Source organism: Nonomuraea sp. NPDC002799, from assembly GCF_053592075.1.
Genome location: NZ_JBSFVA010000033.1, coordinates 79518 through 97136 on the forward strand (window position 1 = coordinate 79518; position 17619 = coordinate 97136).

Sequence of the window (17619 nt, forward strand, 5' to 3'; positions counted from 1 at the left end):
ATGGCTACGTACAGTAATTAAACGGTTACTCTCATGTGAGATCTTCGCCATCGCGCCTGGTCATGGCTGCGGGGACGGCCGTCATACGCCGGCGGTCTACGCCTTCGTGGCGCCGGCGGTCAGGCCGGTGACGAGGTGGCGCTGGACGAGGAGGAAGACGGCGCCCGCGGGGATGGCGATCAGCACCGCCGAGGCGGTCATCAGCCCCCAGTCCGACCAGTGCTGCCCGATGAACTGCTGCAGCCCCGCGCCGAGCGTGCGCTGGTCGTCGCCGATCATGAACACGGTGGCGTACCCGACCTCACCCCAGGCGGTCATGAAGCAGTAGAACGCGGTGACCGCGATCCCGGGCCGCGACAGCGGCAGCACGACACGCCAGAAGGCGCCGAACGGCGTCAGCCCGTCCACCATCCCCGCCTGGTCGATCTCGATCGGCACGGTGTCGAAGTAGCTCTTCATCATCCAGGCGCAGAACGGCACCGCGATCGTCATGTACGCGATCACCAGGCCGGGGATCTGGTTCAGCAGCCCGAGCCCGGCCATCAGGTTGTACAGCGGCACGATCAGGATGGCGACCGGGAACATCTGGGTGATCAGCAGCAGCCACATGACCCCGCGATGGCCGGGGAAGCGGAACCGGGAGACCGCGTAGCCGGTGGTCGCGGCCAGGAAGACGCCCGCCACCATGGTCAGCCCGGCCGTCAGCACGCTGTTGAGCAGCCACTTCGGGAAGGCGCTCTCGGTCAGCACGCGGACGTAGTTGTCGAGCGAGGTCTGGTTGAACAGCCGCAACTCGGCCGAGAGCCAGGCGTCGCGCGGCTTGAGCGAGGTCAGCACCAGCCAGACGATCGGGAACAGCGAGACGGCCACCGCGAGCAGCAGCCCGGCGTGCAGGCCGATCGAGGCCAGCGGGCCGCGCTCGCCGCGCCGGCGGGACGTGCGGGTCACCAGGGGTCTCCTTGATTGCGCAGGGTACGGCGGTAGCCGACGGCGAGGACGACCAGCATGAGCAGGATGATCACGCCCCAGGCCGCCGAGCCGGAGTAGTTGCGGATGCCCTCGAACGCCTCGCGGAAGGCGTAGGTGACCAGGATCTCCGTCTCGCTGCCCGGCCCGCCCCTGGTGACCAGGAAGATGATGGGGAACATGTTGAACGTCCAGATCGTGCCCAGCAGCACCACGGTGCTCGACACCTGGCGCAGCCCGGGCAGCGTGATCGCCCTGAAGCGCTGCCAGGGGGAGGCGCCGTCCACCTCGGCCGCCTCGTAGAGCTCGGCCGGGATCGACTGCAGCCCGCCCAGCAGGGCGACCATCATGAACGGCACGCCGATCCACACGTTCACCACGATCACCGCGATCTTCGCCGTGGTGGGGTCGTCCAGCCAGCCCACCCCGGACAGCCCGGCCAGCTTGAGGAAGCCGTTGATCACGCCGTAGTCGCTGTTGTAGAGGTAGCGCCAGATGAAGGCGGCCACGAACGCCGGCACCGCCCAGGGCAAGATCAGCAGCACCCGGTAGAGCGAGCGCAGGCGCATCTCGCGGTTGAGCATGACGGCCAGGCCGAGGCCGATGCCGTAGTGGGCGGCCACGCACACGACCGTCCAGAGCACCGTCCAGAGCAGCTTGTCCCAGAAGACGCTGCTGGTCAGGATCTCGACGTAGTTGCCCAGGCCGATGAACTCGTAGGTGGACGGGATGACGTTCTGCCCGATCGTGCGGCCGATGTTGCCCTCGGTGGCGTCCGTGAGCGACAGGTAGATCCCGCGCACCAGGGGCCAGCCGATCAGCACCAGCATCACGAGGACCACCGGGGTGATCATCGCCCAGGCGTACCAGTGCGTGCTCAGGGCGCGGCGCACCCGGCCCGGCCTGTCGTGGCGGCGGCTCCGGCCGCGGGTGTCACCCGCGGCCGGCGCCGCTCCGGTCGAGACCGCCACGGGTCAGCTCCAGCCCTTCATGATCCCGTGGTACTGCTCATCCACCTTCTTGAGCATGTCGGCGGGCGCCGATTTGCCGCCCACCAGCGACTGGTAGCCCTCCAGCAGCGGCTGGAAGAGCTGGCCGCCCTCGGGGATCCACGGCCGCGGCACCGCCGTGTCCATGATCGGCTTGAAGACCGCGACGTCGGCGTTGCCCTGGACGTCGGGGTTGGCGTAGGCGGAGGTGCGGGTGGGCAGGAGGCTGATCTCCTTGGCGATCTTCGCCTGCGCCTGGGCCGTGGTCATGAAGCGGACGAACTCGTAGGCGGCGGGGATGTTCTTCGATCCGGCGTAGATCGCCAGGTTCCAGCCGCCGGTGGGGGCCGCCGCCTTGGCCGAGCCCGCCGGGACCGGCGCGATGCCCAGGTTGGCCTTGTCCTTGAACTCCTTGCCCTGGTAGATCTCCGACAGCGCCCACGGGCCGTTGTAGATCATCGCGGCCTTGCCCTCCTTGAGGGCGGTCATCGCGTTGGCGTAGCTCTCGGTGGTGGCGGGTTTCGGCGCGGCGCCCGAGGTGATCAGGTCCGACACCGTCTCGATCGCCTTCACGTTCGCCGGCGAGTTCACCACGATCTTCTTGTTCGCCACGTCCAGCAGGTCGCCGCCCTCGCCATAGATGAACGGCAACAAGAAGTAGGAGTCGACGTTGAGCGCCAGCCCCGCCGCGCCGGTCTTGGCCTTGACGTCAAGGGCGGTCTGCTTCAGCTCAGCGATGGTCTTGGGCGCCTCGGTGTGGCCGGCCTCCTTCAGCAGCCGCTTGTTGTAGATCAACGCCAGCGTGTCGGTCACCTGAGGCACGGCATAGGTCTTACCGTCGTACTTCGTGCTGCTCAGCGGGCCGGCCAGGAAATCCTCCGACTGGTCCACCGCCCGGGAGCCGTCCAGCGGCTGCAGATAGCCCAGCGACGCGAACTGCGACGTCCAGGCCACTTCGGAACGGATCACGTCCGGCGCGCCCGATCCCGCCTGCGCGGCCGTCTGGAACTGGCTCTGTGCCTGGTCCGACGGCACGTTCACGTACTTGACCTTGACGCCGGGGTACGCGGTCTCGAACTCCTTGATCAGGGCCTGGAACGTCGGGCCCTCACTGTCCGGCCGGGTCGTGTCCCACCAGGTGAGCTCGCCGGTGATCTTCGACGGGTCCGAGACCGACGGGGCCGGAGCGGCGGTCTCACCGCTGCCGCCGCCACAGGCGGAGACTGCCAAAGTGATGGCCGCGGCGACTGCTGCGGCTGATAAATGTCGTCGCATGTCCTTCTCCTCACAGCTCGATCAGAGGTTGGAGTAAGCCGGACGTTACGCCGACGTGACGCTGACGGGTAGATGGAGGCGTCAGGTTTCTGCAAGTTGTTACATTGAATCCGGGCGCACTTGCAGTAATTTCCTGAAATTGTTGCAAAGCCGGGGGAGGGTGCGTAACTTCCGGGCAGCACGGGACTGGGGTGTCGATCCCGCCGCCGGGTGCGGAGTCGCGCCGGGGCGGGCGACGCGTACCGCGGACGACGTTGCCGGATATTTCATGACGTGCGGGGCTAGCTGGCGGGACGAAAATCGCGTACAAGGCAGTGGTGAAGGACTCGGCGGGCGTGGTCCGGCGCGACTGGCTGGTGGTGCACTACCGGCGGGCCGGCTACGACGGCTGGGGCCTGCACGTCTGGGGCGACGTCGAGAGCCCCACGCGGTGGAGCGCGCCGCTGGCCCTGGAGGGCGAGGACGCCTATGGCCGCTTCGCCTGGATCAGGCTCAAGCCGGGCGCCACCAGCGTCGGCGTCATCGCGCACCAGGGCGATGAGAAGGACGGCGGCGACCGGATGGTCGATCCCGCGCGGACGGGCGAGATCTGGGTGGCGGCCGGCCAGGCGGACACGTTCGCCTCCAGGGCCGCCGCGGACGGCTTCGCCACGGTCCGCTACCACCGGCCCGACGGGGCGTACGCCGGATGGGGCCTGCATCTGTGGGGCGACGCGATCGCCGACGGCGTGGCGACGGAGTGGGCGAGCCCGCGCCCACCGGACGGCGCCGACGCGCGCGGGGCGTTCTGGCGGGTGCCGCTGAAGAACCCGGCGGTGCCGCTGCACTTCCTCATCCACCAGGGCGGCGTCAAGGACCCCGGCGCCGACCAGTACGTGATCCCGGCCGCGCAGCCGGAGGCGTACGTGAACTCCGGCGTGGCGGCGATCCACCGGAGCGGAGCCGCGGCCGAGAACGCCGTCGTCCTGCATTACCGCCGCTCAGACGGGAATGACGACTCCTGGGGGATGCACGTGTGGGGCGGCGCGGCCGAGCCGACCGCATGGACCTCCCCCGTGCGGCCGTCGGGCGCCGACGGCTTCGGGGCAGTGTTCCGCGTGCCGCTCGCCGAGGGGGCGAAGAGCCTGAGTTATGTCATCCACCACGGCGACGACCGGGACCTGCCGGGCGACCAGCTTCTGGACCTCGCCCGCTCCGGCCACGAGATCTGGCGGCTGGGCGGCACCGAGGGCCACCTGCTGCCGCAACCGCCGGCCACGGGCGCGGACGCCGACCTGGCCAAGGCGAAGGCCCACTGGATCGACCGCGACACGGTTGCGTGGCGGGTGCCGCCGTCGCTCCACCACACCCTCGCCTTCAGCGCCAAGGGCGACCTCGCCTGCGACAAGGGCGACCTGACCGGCGACCTGCGGCTCATCCGGCTGTCCCCCGGCACGCTGAGCGACGCGCAGCGGCGCACGTGGCCGCACCTGGCCTCCTGCACCGCGCTCAAGGTGGACCCGCGGGACGCCGGCCTGGTGCGCGAGGCGCTGCGCGGCCAGGTGGCGGCGGTGGCGCGGGACGCCGCCGGGGCGCTGGTGGCGGCGACGGGCGTGCAGATTCCGGGCGTGCTCGACGACCTGTACGCCAAGGCGGCCACAGCGGCCCTCGGCCCCGAAGGCACGAAGTTGTCCCTGTGGGCACCCACGGCGCAACGAGTCGACGTCGCCCTCTACGCCGCCGACGCCCCCACGCACAGCACCGCCTTCCCGGGCGCCGCCCCGGGCAGTGCCGGGGCGCCCGCCGTGCATCCCATGCGGCGTGACGACGAGACCGGCGTCTGGTCCGCGCAGGGCCCGCCCTCGTGGCAGGGCTGCCAGTACACCTACCTCGTCACGGTCTACTCCCCCAGGGACGGCAAGATCGTCACGAACGAGGTGACGGACCCCTACAGCGTGGCCGTGACCGTGGACGGCGTGCGCAGCAGGCTCGTCGACCTGGACGCCGCCGCGCAGAAGCCCCCCGGCTGGGACCGGCTGGCCAAGCCCGCGCCCGTGCCCCAGGAGCGGGCGTCCATCTACGAGTTGCACGTGCGCGACTTCTCCGCCTCCGACGCGACCGTCCCGGCCGGGCGGCGCGGCACGTACACCGCCTTCGGCGGCGACTCCGCCGGGATGCGGGAATTGCGCGCGCTCGCCGCGGCCGGGCTGACGCACGTGCATCTGCTGCCGGTGTTCGACATCGCGACGATCCCGGAGCGGGCGGCCGACCGCGCCGAGCCCGGCTGCGACCTGGCCGCGCTGCCTCCCGACTCCGAGCGGCAGCAGGAGTGCGTGGCGCGCACGGCCGCGAAGGACGCCTTCAACTGGGGGTACGACCCGCTGCACTACACGGTGCCCGAGGGCTCGTACGCGACCGAGCCGGACGAACGGACCAGGGAGTTCCGCGGCATGGTGGCCGGGCTGAACCAGGCCGGGCTGCGCGTGGTGATGGACGTCGTCTACAACCACACGTACTCCACCGGCGTGCTTGACCCGATCGTGCCCGGCTACTACCACCGGCTGCTGGACGACGGGACGATCGCCACGTCCACCTGCTGCGCCAACACCGCCCCCGAGCACACCATGATGGGCAAACTGGTCGTCGACTCGCTCGTCACGTGGGCCAGGCAGTACAAGGTCGACGGCTTCCGCTTCGACCTCATGGGACACCACCCGAAGGCGAACATCCTCGCCGTCCGCGCGGCCCTCGACGCGCTCACCCCGGCCGGCGACGGCGTGGACGGCAGAGCGATCATCCTGTACGGCGAGGGCTGGAACTTCGGCGAGGTGGCCTCCGGCGCCCGGTTCGAGCAGGCCACGCAGGAGAACATGGCCGGGACCGGGATCGGCACCTTCAGCGACCGGCTGCGGGACGCGGTACGCGGCGGCAGCCCCTTCGACGACGATCCGCGGGTGCAGGGATTCGGCTCCGGCCTGGCGGGCGCGCCCAACGGCTCCCCGGCCAACGGCACGCCCGAGCAGCAGCGGGCCCGGCTGGCGCACTACACGGACCTGATCAGGGTGGGACTGACCGGGCACCTGCGCGACTACGTGCTGCCGTCGGGCCGGAAGGGTTCGGAGATCGACTACAACGGCTCGCCCGCGGGCTACACGTCCGCGCCCGCCGAGTCGGTGACGTACGTGGACGCGCACGACAACGAGACGCTGTTCGACGCGCTGGCGTACAAGCTGCCGCAGGCGACGCCGATGGCCGACCGGGTGCGCATGCAGGCGCTGTCGCTGGCCACGGCGGTGCTGGCGCAGGGGACGACGTTCGTGCACGCGGGCAGCGAGCGGTTGCGGTCGAAGTCCCTGGATCGTAACTCCTACGACTCCGGCGACTGGTTCAACCGGCTGCTGTGGGACTGCGCGGCGGGCAACGGCTTCGGCTCGGGCCTGCCGACGAGGGCGGACAACGAGGCCAGGTGGCCCTACGCCAGGCCGCTGCTGGCGGATCCGGCGCTGCGGCCGGACTGCTCCGCGATCAACGCCGCCCGGGCCCGTTACCAGGAGTTGTTGCGGATCAGGACGTCGTCGCCGGCGTTCGCGCTGGGGTCGGCGGAGGAGGTGGGACGGCGGCTGACGTTCCCCGCCTCGGCCGAGGGCGTGATCGCCATGCACGTGGACACGGCGGGCCTTGATCCGGTGGGCCTCCGGTGGACGTCGGTCACCGTCGTCTTCAACGCGACGCCGTCGGTCCGTACGCAGGTGATGGAGTCGCTGGTGGGGCGGGAGGTGTCGCTGCATCCCGTCCAGGCCGGGTCCGACGACCCGGTGGTGCGGCAGTCGTCGTTCGACGCCGCCACCGGAACGCTGACCGTTCCCGCCCGTACGGTTTCGGTCTTCGTCGCGTCATGAGGCCCTATGGTCGAGCCCTTCCCCGGCATTACGGACGACCAAAAATGGACAGAAAGGATGCCAGCGGGACGCTCAGGACAAATGGACACTTATCCCTGGCGCTGGCGGGTACAACAGCGCAGACTGGAGAGACGGCGATCACGTGGAGCAGTGGAGCTACTGTGGACAATCACCTTGATCACATGCCGGTCCTGTCCCGCGGCAGGCATCGCAACCCGAAACGCGGCGCCTGCTTCATGGAACTGGCCTCCTACCTGGCCGGGGAGCGGTGGAGCGACCATCCGGCCTGCACGCATCCGTTGCTGGCCGCACTCGCCCGCCTGGTCAACGACAACACCAACGACACCAGCCGCGCCCAGCTCGTCCACCTCGTACCGTCCATCATCGGGCTGTCCAGCGACGACCTGCGGGTCGACGCGCGCATCGCGCTGCGCTGCGCCACCACGGCCCTGCCGGTGTCGGCGGCCGAGCGCCAGCTCGCGCTCGCGGTGTCGGTGCTCGCGGCGGAGGAGATGCTGGCCCGGCTCGACGGGGCGCCGCCGGGGCGGCTCGGCGAGGCGAGCCGGCGCGCCATGGAAGAAGTGCCGCACGCGGCCGAACAGGCCAGGCGCTTCAGCCGCGCGGCCCGGATCACGGAGAAGGGCTTCCGCCGGTACGCGGCGCCGAACGCGGTGCAGCTTTCGGTGGTGGGGATCGTACAGGCGTGCATCCCGGAGCCGGACGCGTTGCTGCGCAGGCTGCTGGAGGGGGCGATCGCCGACTGCGACGCCTTGATCAACGGCTCGACGCCCAGCGACTCGCCCGTCGCCCCGGCCCCGATCCACGCCTGAACACCCACAACCCGCCCCGGCCACCCGGGTCGTCCACCTGGCCCCTGTCCGACCTGTCCGACCTGTCCGACGGGCTGAGGCCCCTCGGCCTGAGGGGCTGACGCCTCTGCGGCGCTCGTGCTGGTCGCGCGCGCCGCTTCAGGCTGCGCGTCGCAGACGAGGCACCGCTCGCTGGGGCGTCCGTCCATGCGGCCACTAACCGTTTCCTCTCCCCGCCAACCAGTACGCGCTCCGTTACCCGTTGGCCTTTTCGCAGTTCAGGCAAGCCTCTCCTTCGTTGCGGATCTTCGGGCAAATGCGTAAATTTCCTGACGAGTCGCTCGTAACTGGAGGAAATGCATGACCATCGAGCTCGCCCGGCCGTACTCCCCCGAGAAGCACCACAGCCACCGGGACGTCACCGGCGGCTGGCTTCGGCCGGTGGTGTTCGGGGCGATGGACGGGCTCGTGTCCAACTTCGCGTTGATCGCCGGAGTCGTCGGGGCGGCGGGCGCCGGGCAGGGTGCCGTACTGGCGGGGTTCGCGGGACTGATCGCCGGAGCGTGCTCCATGGCGGCCGGCGAGTACACCTCCGTGAAGTCGCAGACCGAGCTGATGCGGGCCGAGATCGCGGTGGAGCGGCGCGAGCTGGCCCGCAACCCCGAGGGCGAGCAGGCGGAGCTGGCCGCGCTCTACCGGGCGCGGGGCCTCGACGCCGACCTGGCGCAGCGGGTGGCCGAAGGGTTGTCGGCCGATCCCGAGCAGGCGTTGCGGGTGCACGTTCGCGAGGAGCTGGGGGTGGATCTCGACGATCTGCCCTCGCCCCGGCTGGCCGCCGCCTCTTCGTTCGGCGCGTTCGCGGCCGGGGCGCTGGTCCCGCTGGCGCCGTTCCTGTTCGGGGCGTCCGGGCTGATGCTGGCCCTGCTGGTGAGCGTGCTGGCGTTGTTCGGGTTCGGTGCCGTGGTGGCGGTGATGACGGCGCGGCCATGGTGGCTGGGCGGTCTGCGCCAGCTCGCGCTGGGCGTCGGAGCCGCGGCCGTCACCTTCGGCCTGGGCCACCTACTGGGCGTAACCGTCTCCTAAGCTGCACATTCGAGGCCGCGACGATCGCCGGCGGTCTCCTCACGTCCTGCCGGACCGCGATCGGCACACACACACCGCGGTCGGCGCACACCACGGTCGGCGCACGCCGCGGTCGGCACACATCAGGCGAATCGAGCTGGAGCTCGCCCCCTTGCGCAGCGCCTCGACTCCGAGGTGGCGCAGGTAGACCGCGCCGAACCACCTTGACCACGAGGAACGCCATCGCCGGGGGCGAGCGGGGGTTGGTCAGCGCCTGCGCCCGCGGCGCTTCTTGAAGATGGCGCGCAGGGTCAGCAGCAGGACGACGGCCACGAACTGGCCGCCCAGGACGATGCGGTTGACGTCTACGGCGGGCCGCCAATGAGCGTCGCCGTTCTTCAAGATGTACACGCCGGCGGGACTCGCGCCGAAGCCGAACCCGCCGCCACCGCCCGCCTGCTCCCCTTCCTCGCCCTTCTCGCCCTTGATCGAGCCCTGGCCCCCGCCGCCCCCTTGGCCGATCTTGGCCACGGGGATGACGATGATGTCACCGTGCTGAATCGGCTCGCCGAAGACGCGTTTGACGGTCGCGGCGTCCTTTGACCGTTCCACCAGCTCCATGAAGTTCATGAGCCCATCGTGACCCCGGATCGCCCGCCTGGCCACTTCGGCCGAGCCCGACCGAGGCGTAAGCCGTGGGGGAGGTCAGTCGAAGGTGGTGGAGATCTCGTGCCAGCCGCCCGGCGCGATCTTCGCCGCCGGGTCCGGGCCCCAGGCCCCCTTCTCGTACGGCAACGGCTGGTCCGTCAGGTCGAGCACCGGCTGCACGATCCGCCACGACTCCTCCACCAGGTCGAACCTGGCGAACCTGCGCGGATCGCCGCTGATGGCGTCGGTCAGGACGCGCTCGTAGGCGGCCTCCATCGGCCCGAGCACCTTGGTGAAGTCGACGCTCACCGGCACGGGCCTGGTGTGCTGCCTGCCGGGCTCCTTGGCCAGCAGGTCGAACGTCACCCCGGCGTCGGGCTGCAGCCGGAACCGGATGAGGTTGGGGCCGGGCGGCGCGCCGCCCTCGCCGCCGAACATGGTCACCGGCGGTCTGCGCAGCTCGGCGACGATCTCCAGGTCGGTGGTCGGCAGGCCCTTGCCGGAGCGGATGCACCAGGGCACGCCCGCCCACCGCCAGTTGTCGATGTAGGCGCGCAGGGCGACGTAGGTCTCGGTGGTGGAGCCGGGGCGGACGCCGTCGGTGTCGAGATAGCCGGCGTATTGGCCGCGTATGACGTCGGCGGGGTTGATGGCCTGGACCGCGCGCAGCACCCGCCACTTCTCGTCGAGCTGGGCGCGGGCGTCCTTGGACGGCGGCGGGTCCATGGCGAGGATGGCCAGGAGCTGGAGCAGGTGGTTCTGGACGACGTCGCGGATGGTGCCGGTGGCGTCGTAGAAGGCGCCCCGGCCACGCACGTCGAAGTCTTCGGCCATGGTGATCTGCACGCTGCGGACGTGGTTGCGGTTCCAGATGGGCTCCAGCAGCGTGTTGGCGAAGCGGAAGACCATCAGGTCCTCGACCGGCTCCTTGCCCAGGAAGTGGTCGACCCGCCGCAGATGGTCCTCGTCGAAGTATTCGAGCAGCTCGTCGTTGAGCTTGCGCGCGGAGTCGAGGTCCTGCCCGAACGGCTTCTCCACGACGAGGCGGGCGTCATGGTGGAGCCCGGCCCCCGCCAGCCCCTCGGCGACGACGGAGAACAGGAACGGCGGCACCGCGAGATAGTGCACGAGGAAGCCCTTGTCCGCCACCTCCTCGCGGAGCCGGTCGAACGTCGCCGGGTCGCGGTAGTCGCCGGCGACCAGCCGCAGGTTGCCCGCCAGCTTCTCGAACGCCGCGTCCTCGGCGCCGCCGCAGGCCTCGCGGGCGAACGCGCGCAGCCCGTCGAGGTCCATGTCGGTCTTGGCCACGCCGATGATCGGCAGGTCGAGCCGGCTGTCGGCGGTGAGGTGGTAGAGGGCGGGCAGGAGCATCTTGCGCGCGAGGTCGCCGGTGATGCCGAACAGCACCAGCGCGCCCGCGTGCTCGGCGCCCGTGCCGTGCCGGTGACCCTTCGTGTGCTGGTCGCCCGGCGCCCGGCGGTGTCCGCCGTCCGCGTGCTTGTCGCCGGCGGCCATCTCAGACGCGCCTTCCGCGCAGCTCGCGGTATCGGCGCACCAGCCGCTCGGTGGAGGGGTCGGGGAACGTGGTCGGCGGATCGGCCGAGGTGAGCGCGGGCGCCACGTCGAGCGCCATCTTCTTGCCCAGCTCGACGCCCCACTGGTCCAGGGAGTCGATGCCCCAGATCGTGCCCTGGACGAAGACGATGTGCTCGTAGAGGGCGACGAGCTGGCCGAGCGTGGACGGGGTCAGCTTGGGGACGAGGATCGTGGAGGTGGGCCGGTTGCCGGGCATCACCTTGTGCGGCACGATCTCGGGCGCGGTGCCCTCGGCGGCGACCTCCTCGGCCGTCTTGCCGAAGGCCAGCGCCGACGTCTGGGCGAACAGGTTGGCCGAGAGCACGTCGTGCATGCCCTCGCGGTCCTCGAAGGGCTCGCCGAAGCCGATGAAGTCGGCGGGCACGAGCCGGGTGCCCTGGTGGAGGAGCTGGTAGAAGGCGTGCTGGCCGTTGGTGCCGGGCTCGCCCCAGTAGATCTCGCCGGTCTCGACGGCGACGGGGGTGCCGTCGGCGCGCACGGACTTGCCGTTGGACTCCATGGTGAGCTGCTGGAGGTAGGCCGGGAAGCGGTGCAGGCGCTGGCTGTAGGGCAGCACGGCGTGGGTCTCGGCGCCGAAGAAGTCGGCATACCAGATGCCGAGCAGGCCCATCAGCACCGGCATGTTGGCGTGGAAGGGGGTGGTGCGGAAGTGCTGGTCGATGGTGTGGAAGCCGTCGAGCATCTCGCGGAAGCGCTCCGGGCCGATCGCGATCATCAGGGAGAGCCCGATGGCGCCGTCGAAGGAGTAACGCCCGCCGACCCAGTCCCAGAAGCCGAACATGTTGTCGGTGTCGATGCCGAACCCGGCGACCTTCTCGGCGTTGGTGGAGACGGCGACGAAGTGGCGGGAGACGGCCTCCTCGCCCAGCGCCTCGACCAGCCAGCGGCGGGCCACCCGGGCGTTGGTGAGCGTCTCCAGCGTGGTGAAGGTCTTGGAGCTGACCACGAAGAGCGTGGTCGCGGGGTCGAGACCGGCGAGGGCGCCGGTGATGTCGGCCGGGTCGATGTTGGAGACGAACCTGGCCGCGATCCCGGCGTCGGCGTAGTCGCGCAGCGCCTCGTAGGCCATCGCGGGGCCGAGGTCGGAGCCGCCGATGCCGATGTTGACCACGGTCTCGATGGGCCGGCCCGTGGCGCCCGTCCACTCCTTGCCGCGCACGCGGTCGGCGAAGGCGGTCATCTTGTCGAGCACGGCGTGCACGTCGGCCACGACGTCCTGCCCGTCCACGACGAGCTCGGTGTCACGCGGCATGCGGAGCGCGACGTGCAGCACGGCGCGGTCCTCGGTGACGTTGATGTGCTCGCCGCCGAACATGGCCTCGATCCGCTCGCGCAGGTGCGCGTGCTCGGCCAGGGCGAGGAGCAGGTCGATGCTCTCCTGGGTGGCACAGTGCTTGGCGTAGTCGAGGTAAAGGTCGCCGGCGGTGACCGTCATGCGGTCGGCCCGGCCGGGATCCGCCGCGAACAGCTCACGTAGATGCCTGCCGGCCAGCTCCTCGTGATGCTTGCTCAGAGCCGCCCACTGCTGGCTCCGGCTGATGTCGCCGTTCACGTTTTCTCCTCCTCTGAGCGCCAAACCGATCAAGCCGGTCCCATCGTCCCGCAACCCCGTACCCACGGAGGTCGATTCCGCGCATGGCGGAGCCGAGTCTTTAAACGCTCAGTGGGATTCCCGGCCCACGTGGCCGCCACTGGAGCCGATGCGGAAGGAGGTCGCGGGCGGCGTGCCCGCGCGCGGTGTGCGGGACGACCCTCCCGTACGCGGCACCGCATCCCCATGTTCGGCACCTTATCCAGCGATATGGGGGTTCGGGATGCGCTGGGGGGAATCAGCAGAAGCATGGACTCTATTGACGCGTACTGGCGGGCGGCGAACTATCTGGCCGTCGGGCAGATCTATCTGCTGGACAATCCGCTGCTGACGGAGCCGTTGCGGCCGGAGCACATCAAGCCGCGCCTGCTCGGCCACTGGGGCACGACCCCGGGTCTGAACTTCTGCTTCGCCCACCTCAACCGGATGATCACCGAGCGCGACCAGGACATGATCTACATCGCGGGCCCCGGGCACGGCGGCCCGGCGGCCGTGGCGCACGCCTGGCTGGAGGGCTCCTGGTCGGAGCGCTATCCGGACGTCTCGCGGGACGCCCAGGGCATGCGGCGGCTGTTCCGCCAGTTCTCCTTCCCCGGCGGGATCCCGAGCCACGTCGCCCCGGAGACGCCGGGCTCGATCCACGAGGGCGGCGAGCTGGGCTACTCGCTCGCGCACGCCTACGGCGCCGCGTTCGACAACCCGGACCTGGTCGTGGCCTGCGTCATCGGCGACGGGGAGGCCGAGTCGGGCCCGCTCGCCGCGAGCTGGCACTCCAACAAGTTCCTCGACCGCCGCCGCGACGGGATCGTGCTGCCGATCCTGCACCTCAACGGCTACAAGATCGCCAACCCGACCGTGCTCGCCCGCATCCCCGAGGCGGAGCTGGTCAAGCTCATCGAGGGGTACGGCTACCGCCCCCACGTGGTCGGCCCCGACCACGAGCAGATGGCGACCACCCTGGACACGGTCTTCGACGAGATGGCCGCCTACAAGGCCGGCGACGCCGACCGGCTGCCGATGATCGTCCTGCGCACGCCGAAGGGCTGGACGGGGCCGCGCGAGGTGGACGGCAAGCCGGTCGAGGGCACCTGGCGGGCCCACCAGGTGCCGCTGTCGGCGGTGCGCGACAACCCCTCCCACCTGGCCATGCTGGAGGAGTGGATGCGCTCGTACCGGCCCGAGGAGTTGTTCGACGGGGACGGGCGGCCGGTCGGGGAGATCCTGGAGACGGTGCCGCGCGGGGAGCGCCGGATGAGCGCCAACCCGCACGCCAACGGCGGCGAGCTGCTGGTGCCGCTGCGGCTGCCGGACTTCCGCCGGCTCGCGGTGGAGGTCAAGTCGCCCGCCACGCAGTCGACCGAGCCGACGCGGGTGCTCGGCGGGTTCCTGCGCGACGTGATCGCGGAGAATCCCCGGACGTTCCGGCTCATGGGGCCCGACGAGACCGACTCCAACCGCCTGTCGGAGGTGTTCGAGGTCACCGACCGGGCGTGGAACGCCGAGACGCTGCCGACGGACGAGAACCTCGCGCGCGGCGGGCGGGTCATGGAGGTGCTGAGCGAGCACCTGTGCCAGGGCTGGCTGGAGGGCTATCTGCTGACGGGGCGGCACGGGCTGTTCAACTGCTACGAGGCGTTCATCCACATCGTGGACGCCATGTTCAACCAGCACGCCAAGTGGCTGCAGTCCGCGCAGAAGATCTCCTGGCGGCGGCCGGTGGCGTCGTTGACGTACCTGCTGTCGTCGCACGTGTGGCGGCAGGACCACAACGGCTTCAGCCACCAGGATCCGGGCTTCCTGGACGTGGTCGTGAACAAGAAGGCCTCCGTGGTGCGGGTGTACCTGCCGCCGGACGCCAACACGCTGCTCTCCGTCGGCGACCACTGCCTGCGCTCGCGCGACTACGTGAACGTCATCGTGGCCGGCAAGCAGCCCGTGCTCGACCTGTTCACCATGGAGGAGGCGATCGCGCACAACACGCGCGGCCTCGGCATCCTGCCCTGGGCCTCCACCGACGCGGGCGCGGAGCCCGACGTGGTGCTGGCCTGCGCCGGCGACGTCCCGACCCTGGAGACGCTGGCCGCCGCCGCGCTGCTGCGCGAGCACCTGCCGGAGCTGAGGGTCCGGGTCGTCAACGTGGTGGACCTCATGCGGCTCCAGCCGCCGTCCGAGCATCCGCACGGCATGCCCGACACCGAGTTCGACACGCTCTTCACCCGGGACAAGCCGGTCATCTTCAACTTCCACGGCTACCCCTCGCTCATCCACCGGCTCACCTACCGCCGCCACAACCACGCCGACATCCACGTGCGCGGCTACAAGGAGGAGGGCACCACGACGACGCCGTTCGACATGTGCATGCTCAACGACATCGACCGCTTCCACCTGGTGCTCGACGTCATCGACCGCGTCCCGGGGCTCGGGGCGACCCAGGCGCACCTGCGCCAGCGCATGAGCGACGAACGGCTGCGGGCCCGCGCCTACACGCGCGACCACGGCGAGGACCCGGCGGAGATCAGGACGTGGACATGGCCGGCCGCATTCTCGTCCTGAACACGGGCTCCTCCTCGATCAAGTACGAGCTCGTCGCCACCGACACCGGCGAGCGCCCGGCCAGGGGTCTCGTCGAGCGCATCGGCGAGGAGGGAGGCCGGCTCACCCACCACGCGGGCGACGGGCCGCCGTACGTGCGCAAGGCTCACTTCCGCGACCACGCCGAGGCGCTGGAGGCGGCCATGGAGGCGTTCCGGGCGGCGGGGCCGGAGCTGAGCCCGGTCGCGGTCGGTCACCGGGTCGTGCACGGCGGCGACCGGTTCACCGAGGCCGTGCTCGTCGACGACGGCGTGATCACCGCCATCGAGGAGTTGTCGGCGCTCGCCCCGCTGCACAACCCGGTCAACCTCGCGGGCATCAGGATCGCCCGCGCGGCGTTTCCCGGAGTGCCGCAGGTGGCGGTGTTCGACACGGCGTTCCAGCTCACGCTGCCGCCGGAGGCGTACACCTACGCGGTGCCCCGCGACTGGCGTGAGCGCCTGGGCGTGCGGCGGTTCGGCTTCCACGGCACCTCGTGCGCCTACGTCTCCCGCCGCGCCGCCGCCTTCCTCGGCCGCGACCCCCAGGAGCTCGACCTCGTCGTGCTGCACCTGGGCAACGGCGCCAGCGCGACCGCGATGTCCGGCGGGCGCAGCGTCGACACCTCCATGGGCATGACGCCGCTGGAGGGCCTGGTCATGGGCACCCGATCCGGCGACGCCGACCCGGCGCTCGGCGGCTACCTCGCGCGGGTGGCCGGGCTGGACGCCCGGCGGGTGGAGGACGACCTCAGCCGCCGCAGCGGCCTGCTGGCGCTGGCCGGGACGCTCGACATGCGCGAGGTACGCGAACGCGGCGACGGCGATGGCGACGACGACGCCCTCCTGGCCCTGCGGATCTACACCCGGCGCGTGCGCAAGTACGTCGGCGCCTACTACGCGCTGCTCGGCCGCCTGGACGCGATCGTCTTCACCGGCGGCGTCGGCGAGCACGACGCGGCCACCCGCGCCGAGTCCCTGGCCGGGCTCGACCGCCTCGGCGTCACCGTGGACCCGGAGCTCAACCGGGCCGAGCGGACCGGAGAGCGCGCGGTCTCGCCCCAGGGCGCCGAGGTGGCCGTGCTCGTCATCCCCACCGACGAGGAGTGGGAGATCGCCCGCCAGACGCTGGAGCTGCTCGGCGGCGGCTCATGACAACTCACTCCGCCCCTGGTCGTGCACACCGCGCGGCTGGTCGCGCGAGACGGCGGGCACCCAGAACTCCACGGTCGTGCCCGCGCCGGGCGCGCCACGGACGGACCACCAGCCGCCCGCCGCCTCGGCCCGCTCGCGCATCTCGATGAGCCCGAAGTGCCCGGCCTGCCCGTCGCCGGCGATGGGCAGGCCGATGCCGTCGTCGCGCACCCGGACGTGCACGCCCCGGTCGAGCGCGGCCAGCTCCACGGTGACGGCGCCGGCCCTGGCGTGCTTGCGCACGTTCGCCAGGGCCTCCTGGCAGACGCGGAAGACGGTGATCGTGGTCTCGGCCGGCGGCTCGCCGTCCAGCCGGTCCTCCAGCGCCCAGGTCAGCCCGTCCATGGTCTGCTCCAGGTAGGCGGTCAGCCCCTCGGCCAGGCCCCCGGCGGGCGGGCGCAGCCGGAAGGCGAGGTCGCGCAGGCGGACGACGGCCTCCTCCACGGCGGCGTCGAGGTCGCGGACGGCGGCGGCGTACTCCTCGGGGAGGTCGTTCTCCAGCAGCCGTAAGCGCATGCCGACGGAGATCATGGACTGGATGGTGTCGTCGTGCACGTCGGAGGCGATCCGGCGGCGCTCGCGCTCCTGGGCCTGCACCAGGTGGGTGAGGAGCTGGCCGCGTTCGTCCAGCGCCCTGGAGAGGCTGCGCCGCTCGGTCAGGTCACGCGTCACCTTGCCGAAGCCGCGCAGGCGGCCGTCCTCGCCGTACAGGGCGGTGATGACCACGCTGGCCCAGAACCTGGTGCCGTCCTTGCGCACCCGCCAGCCCTCCTCCTCCCACTGCCCCTCGGCGGCGGCCACCTTCAGCTCCATGGCGGGCTTGCCGGCCGCGACGTCCTCGGGCGGGTAGAAGGCGGAGAAGTGGGTGCCGATGATGTCGTCGGCGGTGTAACCCTTGATGCGCTGCGCGCCGACGTTCCAGCTCACGATCCTGCCGTGCGGATCGAGCATGAAGATGGCGTAGTCACGGATGCTCTGAACGAGCAGCCTCATGTCCTCCAGGGGGCGGTCATGCTCGGGCATACCGCAGCCTTTCACGGA

General features: G+C 70.9%; 12 protein-coding genes. 5 read left to right on the forward strand and 7 right to left on the reverse strand.

Going from position 1 to position 17619, the window contains the following annotated elements; genetic code table 11:
- Window positions 1-96: 96 nt before the first annotated feature.
- Genes ACWD0F_RS40320 through ACWD0F_RS40330 form a run of 3 tightly spaced genes read right to left on the reverse strand, consistent with a single transcriptional unit; the run spans window position 97 to window position 3230 of the window.
- The gene (locus ACWD0F_RS40320; RefSeq protein ID WP_449886238.1) at window positions 97-948 is read right to left on the reverse strand and encodes a sugar ABC transporter permease; all 852 of its coding nucleotides are present in this window, start codon (window positions 946-948) and stop codon (window positions 97-99) included.
- The gene (locus ACWD0F_RS40325; protein WP_449886240.1) at window positions 945-1937 is read right to left on the reverse strand and encodes a carbohydrate ABC transporter permease; all 993 of its coding nucleotides are present in this window, start codon (window positions 1935-1937) and stop codon (window positions 945-947) included. Before ACWD0F_RS40325 ends, ACWD0F_RS40320 begins: the two co-directional genes overlap by 4 nt.
- Window positions 1938-1940: 3 nt before the next feature.
- A complete protein-coding gene (locus ACWD0F_RS40330) occupies window positions 1941-3230 on the reverse strand; it encodes an extracellular solute-binding protein (RefSeq protein ID WP_449886242.1) in 1290 nt (429 codons plus the stop codon).
- A 317-nt stretch (window positions 3231-3547) separates the two neighbouring features.
- Between ACWD0F_RS40330 and pulA the strand changes: the two genes are divergently transcribed.
- The 3 genes from pulA (at window position 3548) to ACWD0F_RS40345 (ending at window position 9000) form a co-directional block, all read left to right on the forward strand.
- The gene (gene pulA, locus ACWD0F_RS40335) at window positions 3548-7108 is read left to right on the forward strand and encodes a pullulanase-type alpha-1,6-glucosidase (RefSeq protein ID WP_449886245.1); all 3561 of its coding nucleotides are present in this window, start codon (window positions 3548-3550) and stop codon (window positions 7106-7108) included.
- A 182-nt stretch (window positions 7109-7290) separates the two neighbouring features.
- The gene (locus ACWD0F_RS40340) at window positions 7291-7938 is read left to right on the forward strand and encodes a hypothetical protein (RefSeq protein ID WP_449886247.1); all 648 of its coding nucleotides are present in this window, start codon (window positions 7291-7293) and stop codon (window positions 7936-7938) included.
- Between the two features lie 339 nt (window positions 7939-8277).
- A complete protein-coding gene (locus tag ACWD0F_RS40345; RefSeq protein ID WP_449886250.1) occupies window positions 8278-9000 on the forward strand; it encodes a VIT1/CCC1 transporter family protein in 723 nt (240 codons plus the stop codon).
- Window positions 9001-9246: 246 nt separating this feature from the next.
- Here the strand turns inward: ACWD0F_RS40345 and ACWD0F_RS40350 are convergent, their stop codons facing one another.
- From ACWD0F_RS40350 to pgi, 3 genes are all read right to left on the reverse strand, one after another.
- On the reverse strand, window positions 9247-9609 hold the full coding sequence (locus ACWD0F_RS40350) for a spore germination protein GerW family protein (protein ID WP_449886253.1): 363 nt from the start codon (window positions 9607-9609) through the stop codon (window positions 9247-9249).
- A 75-nt stretch (window positions 9610-9684) separates the two neighbouring features.
- Complete coding sequence (zwf, locus tag ACWD0F_RS40355) at window positions 9685-11142, reverse strand: glucose-6-phosphate dehydrogenase (RefSeq protein ID WP_449886256.1); 1458 nt, start codon at window positions 11140-11142, stop codon at window positions 9685-9687.
- A 1-nt stretch (window position 11143) separates the two neighbouring features.
- Entirely contained in the window at window positions 11144-12775 is a 1632-nt protein-coding gene (pgi, locus tag ACWD0F_RS40360; RefSeq protein ID WP_449886259.1) for a glucose-6-phosphate isomerase, read from the reverse strand.
- 288 nt (window positions 12776-13063) lie between these two features.
- On the opposite strand from pgi, the gene ACWD0F_RS40365 reads away from it, so the two are divergent.
- The gene (locus ACWD0F_RS40365) at window positions 13064-15367 is read left to right on the forward strand and encodes a phosphoketolase family protein (protein WP_449886261.1); all 2304 of its coding nucleotides are present in this window, start codon (window positions 13064-13066) and stop codon (window positions 15365-15367) included.
- Complete coding sequence (locus tag ACWD0F_RS40370) at window positions 15343-16539, forward strand: acetate/propionate family kinase (RefSeq protein WP_449886264.1); 1197 nt, start codon at window positions 15343-15345, stop codon at window positions 16537-16539. The genes ACWD0F_RS40365 and ACWD0F_RS40370 overlap by 25 nt, the downstream gene beginning before the upstream one ends.
- On the opposite strand, the gene ACWD0F_RS40375 is transcribed toward ACWD0F_RS40370, so the two are convergent.
- On the reverse strand, window positions 16534-17601 hold the full coding sequence (locus tag ACWD0F_RS40375) for a PAS domain-containing sensor histidine kinase (RefSeq protein ID WP_449886266.1): 1068 nt from the start codon (window positions 17599-17601) through the stop codon (window positions 16534-16536). The genes ACWD0F_RS40370 and ACWD0F_RS40375 overlap by 6 nt on opposite strands.
- Window positions 17602-17619 lie beyond the last annotated feature (18 nt).

Bases quoted from the DNA above. Each gene is read 5' to 3' on its own strand.
- ACWD0F_RS40330 (WP_449886242.1), bottom strand. From the start codon at position 3,230: ATGCGACGACATTTATCAGCCGCAGCAGTCGCCGCGGCCATCACTTTG.
- ACWD0F_RS40350 (WP_449886253.1), bottom strand. From the start codon at position 9,609: ATGAACTTCATGGAGCTGGTGGAACGGTCAAAGGACGCCGCGACCGTC.
- ACWD0F_RS40345 (WP_449886250.1), top strand. From the start codon at position 8,278: ATGACCATCGAGCTCGCCCGGCCGTACTCCCCCGAGAAGCACCACAGC.
- ACWD0F_RS40365 (WP_449886261.1), top strand. From the start codon at position 13,064: ATGGACTCTATTGACGCGTACTGGCGGGCGGCGAACTATCTGGCCGTC.
- ACWD0F_RS40375 (WP_449886266.1), bottom strand. From the start codon at position 17,601: ATGCCCGAGCATGACCGCCCCCTGGAGGACATGAGGCTGCTCGTTCAG.
- ACWD0F_RS40370 (WP_449886264.1), top strand. From the start codon at position 15,343: ATGGCCGGCCGCATTCTCGTCCTGAACACGGGCTCCTCCTCGATCAAG.
- zwf (WP_449886256.1), bottom strand. From the start codon at position 11,142: ATGGCCGCCGGCGACAAGCACGCGGACGGCGGACACCGCCGGGCGCCG.
- ACWD0F_RS40340 (WP_449886247.1), top strand. From the start codon at position 7,291: ATGCCGGTCCTGTCCCGCGGCAGGCATCGCAACCCGAAACGCGGCGCC.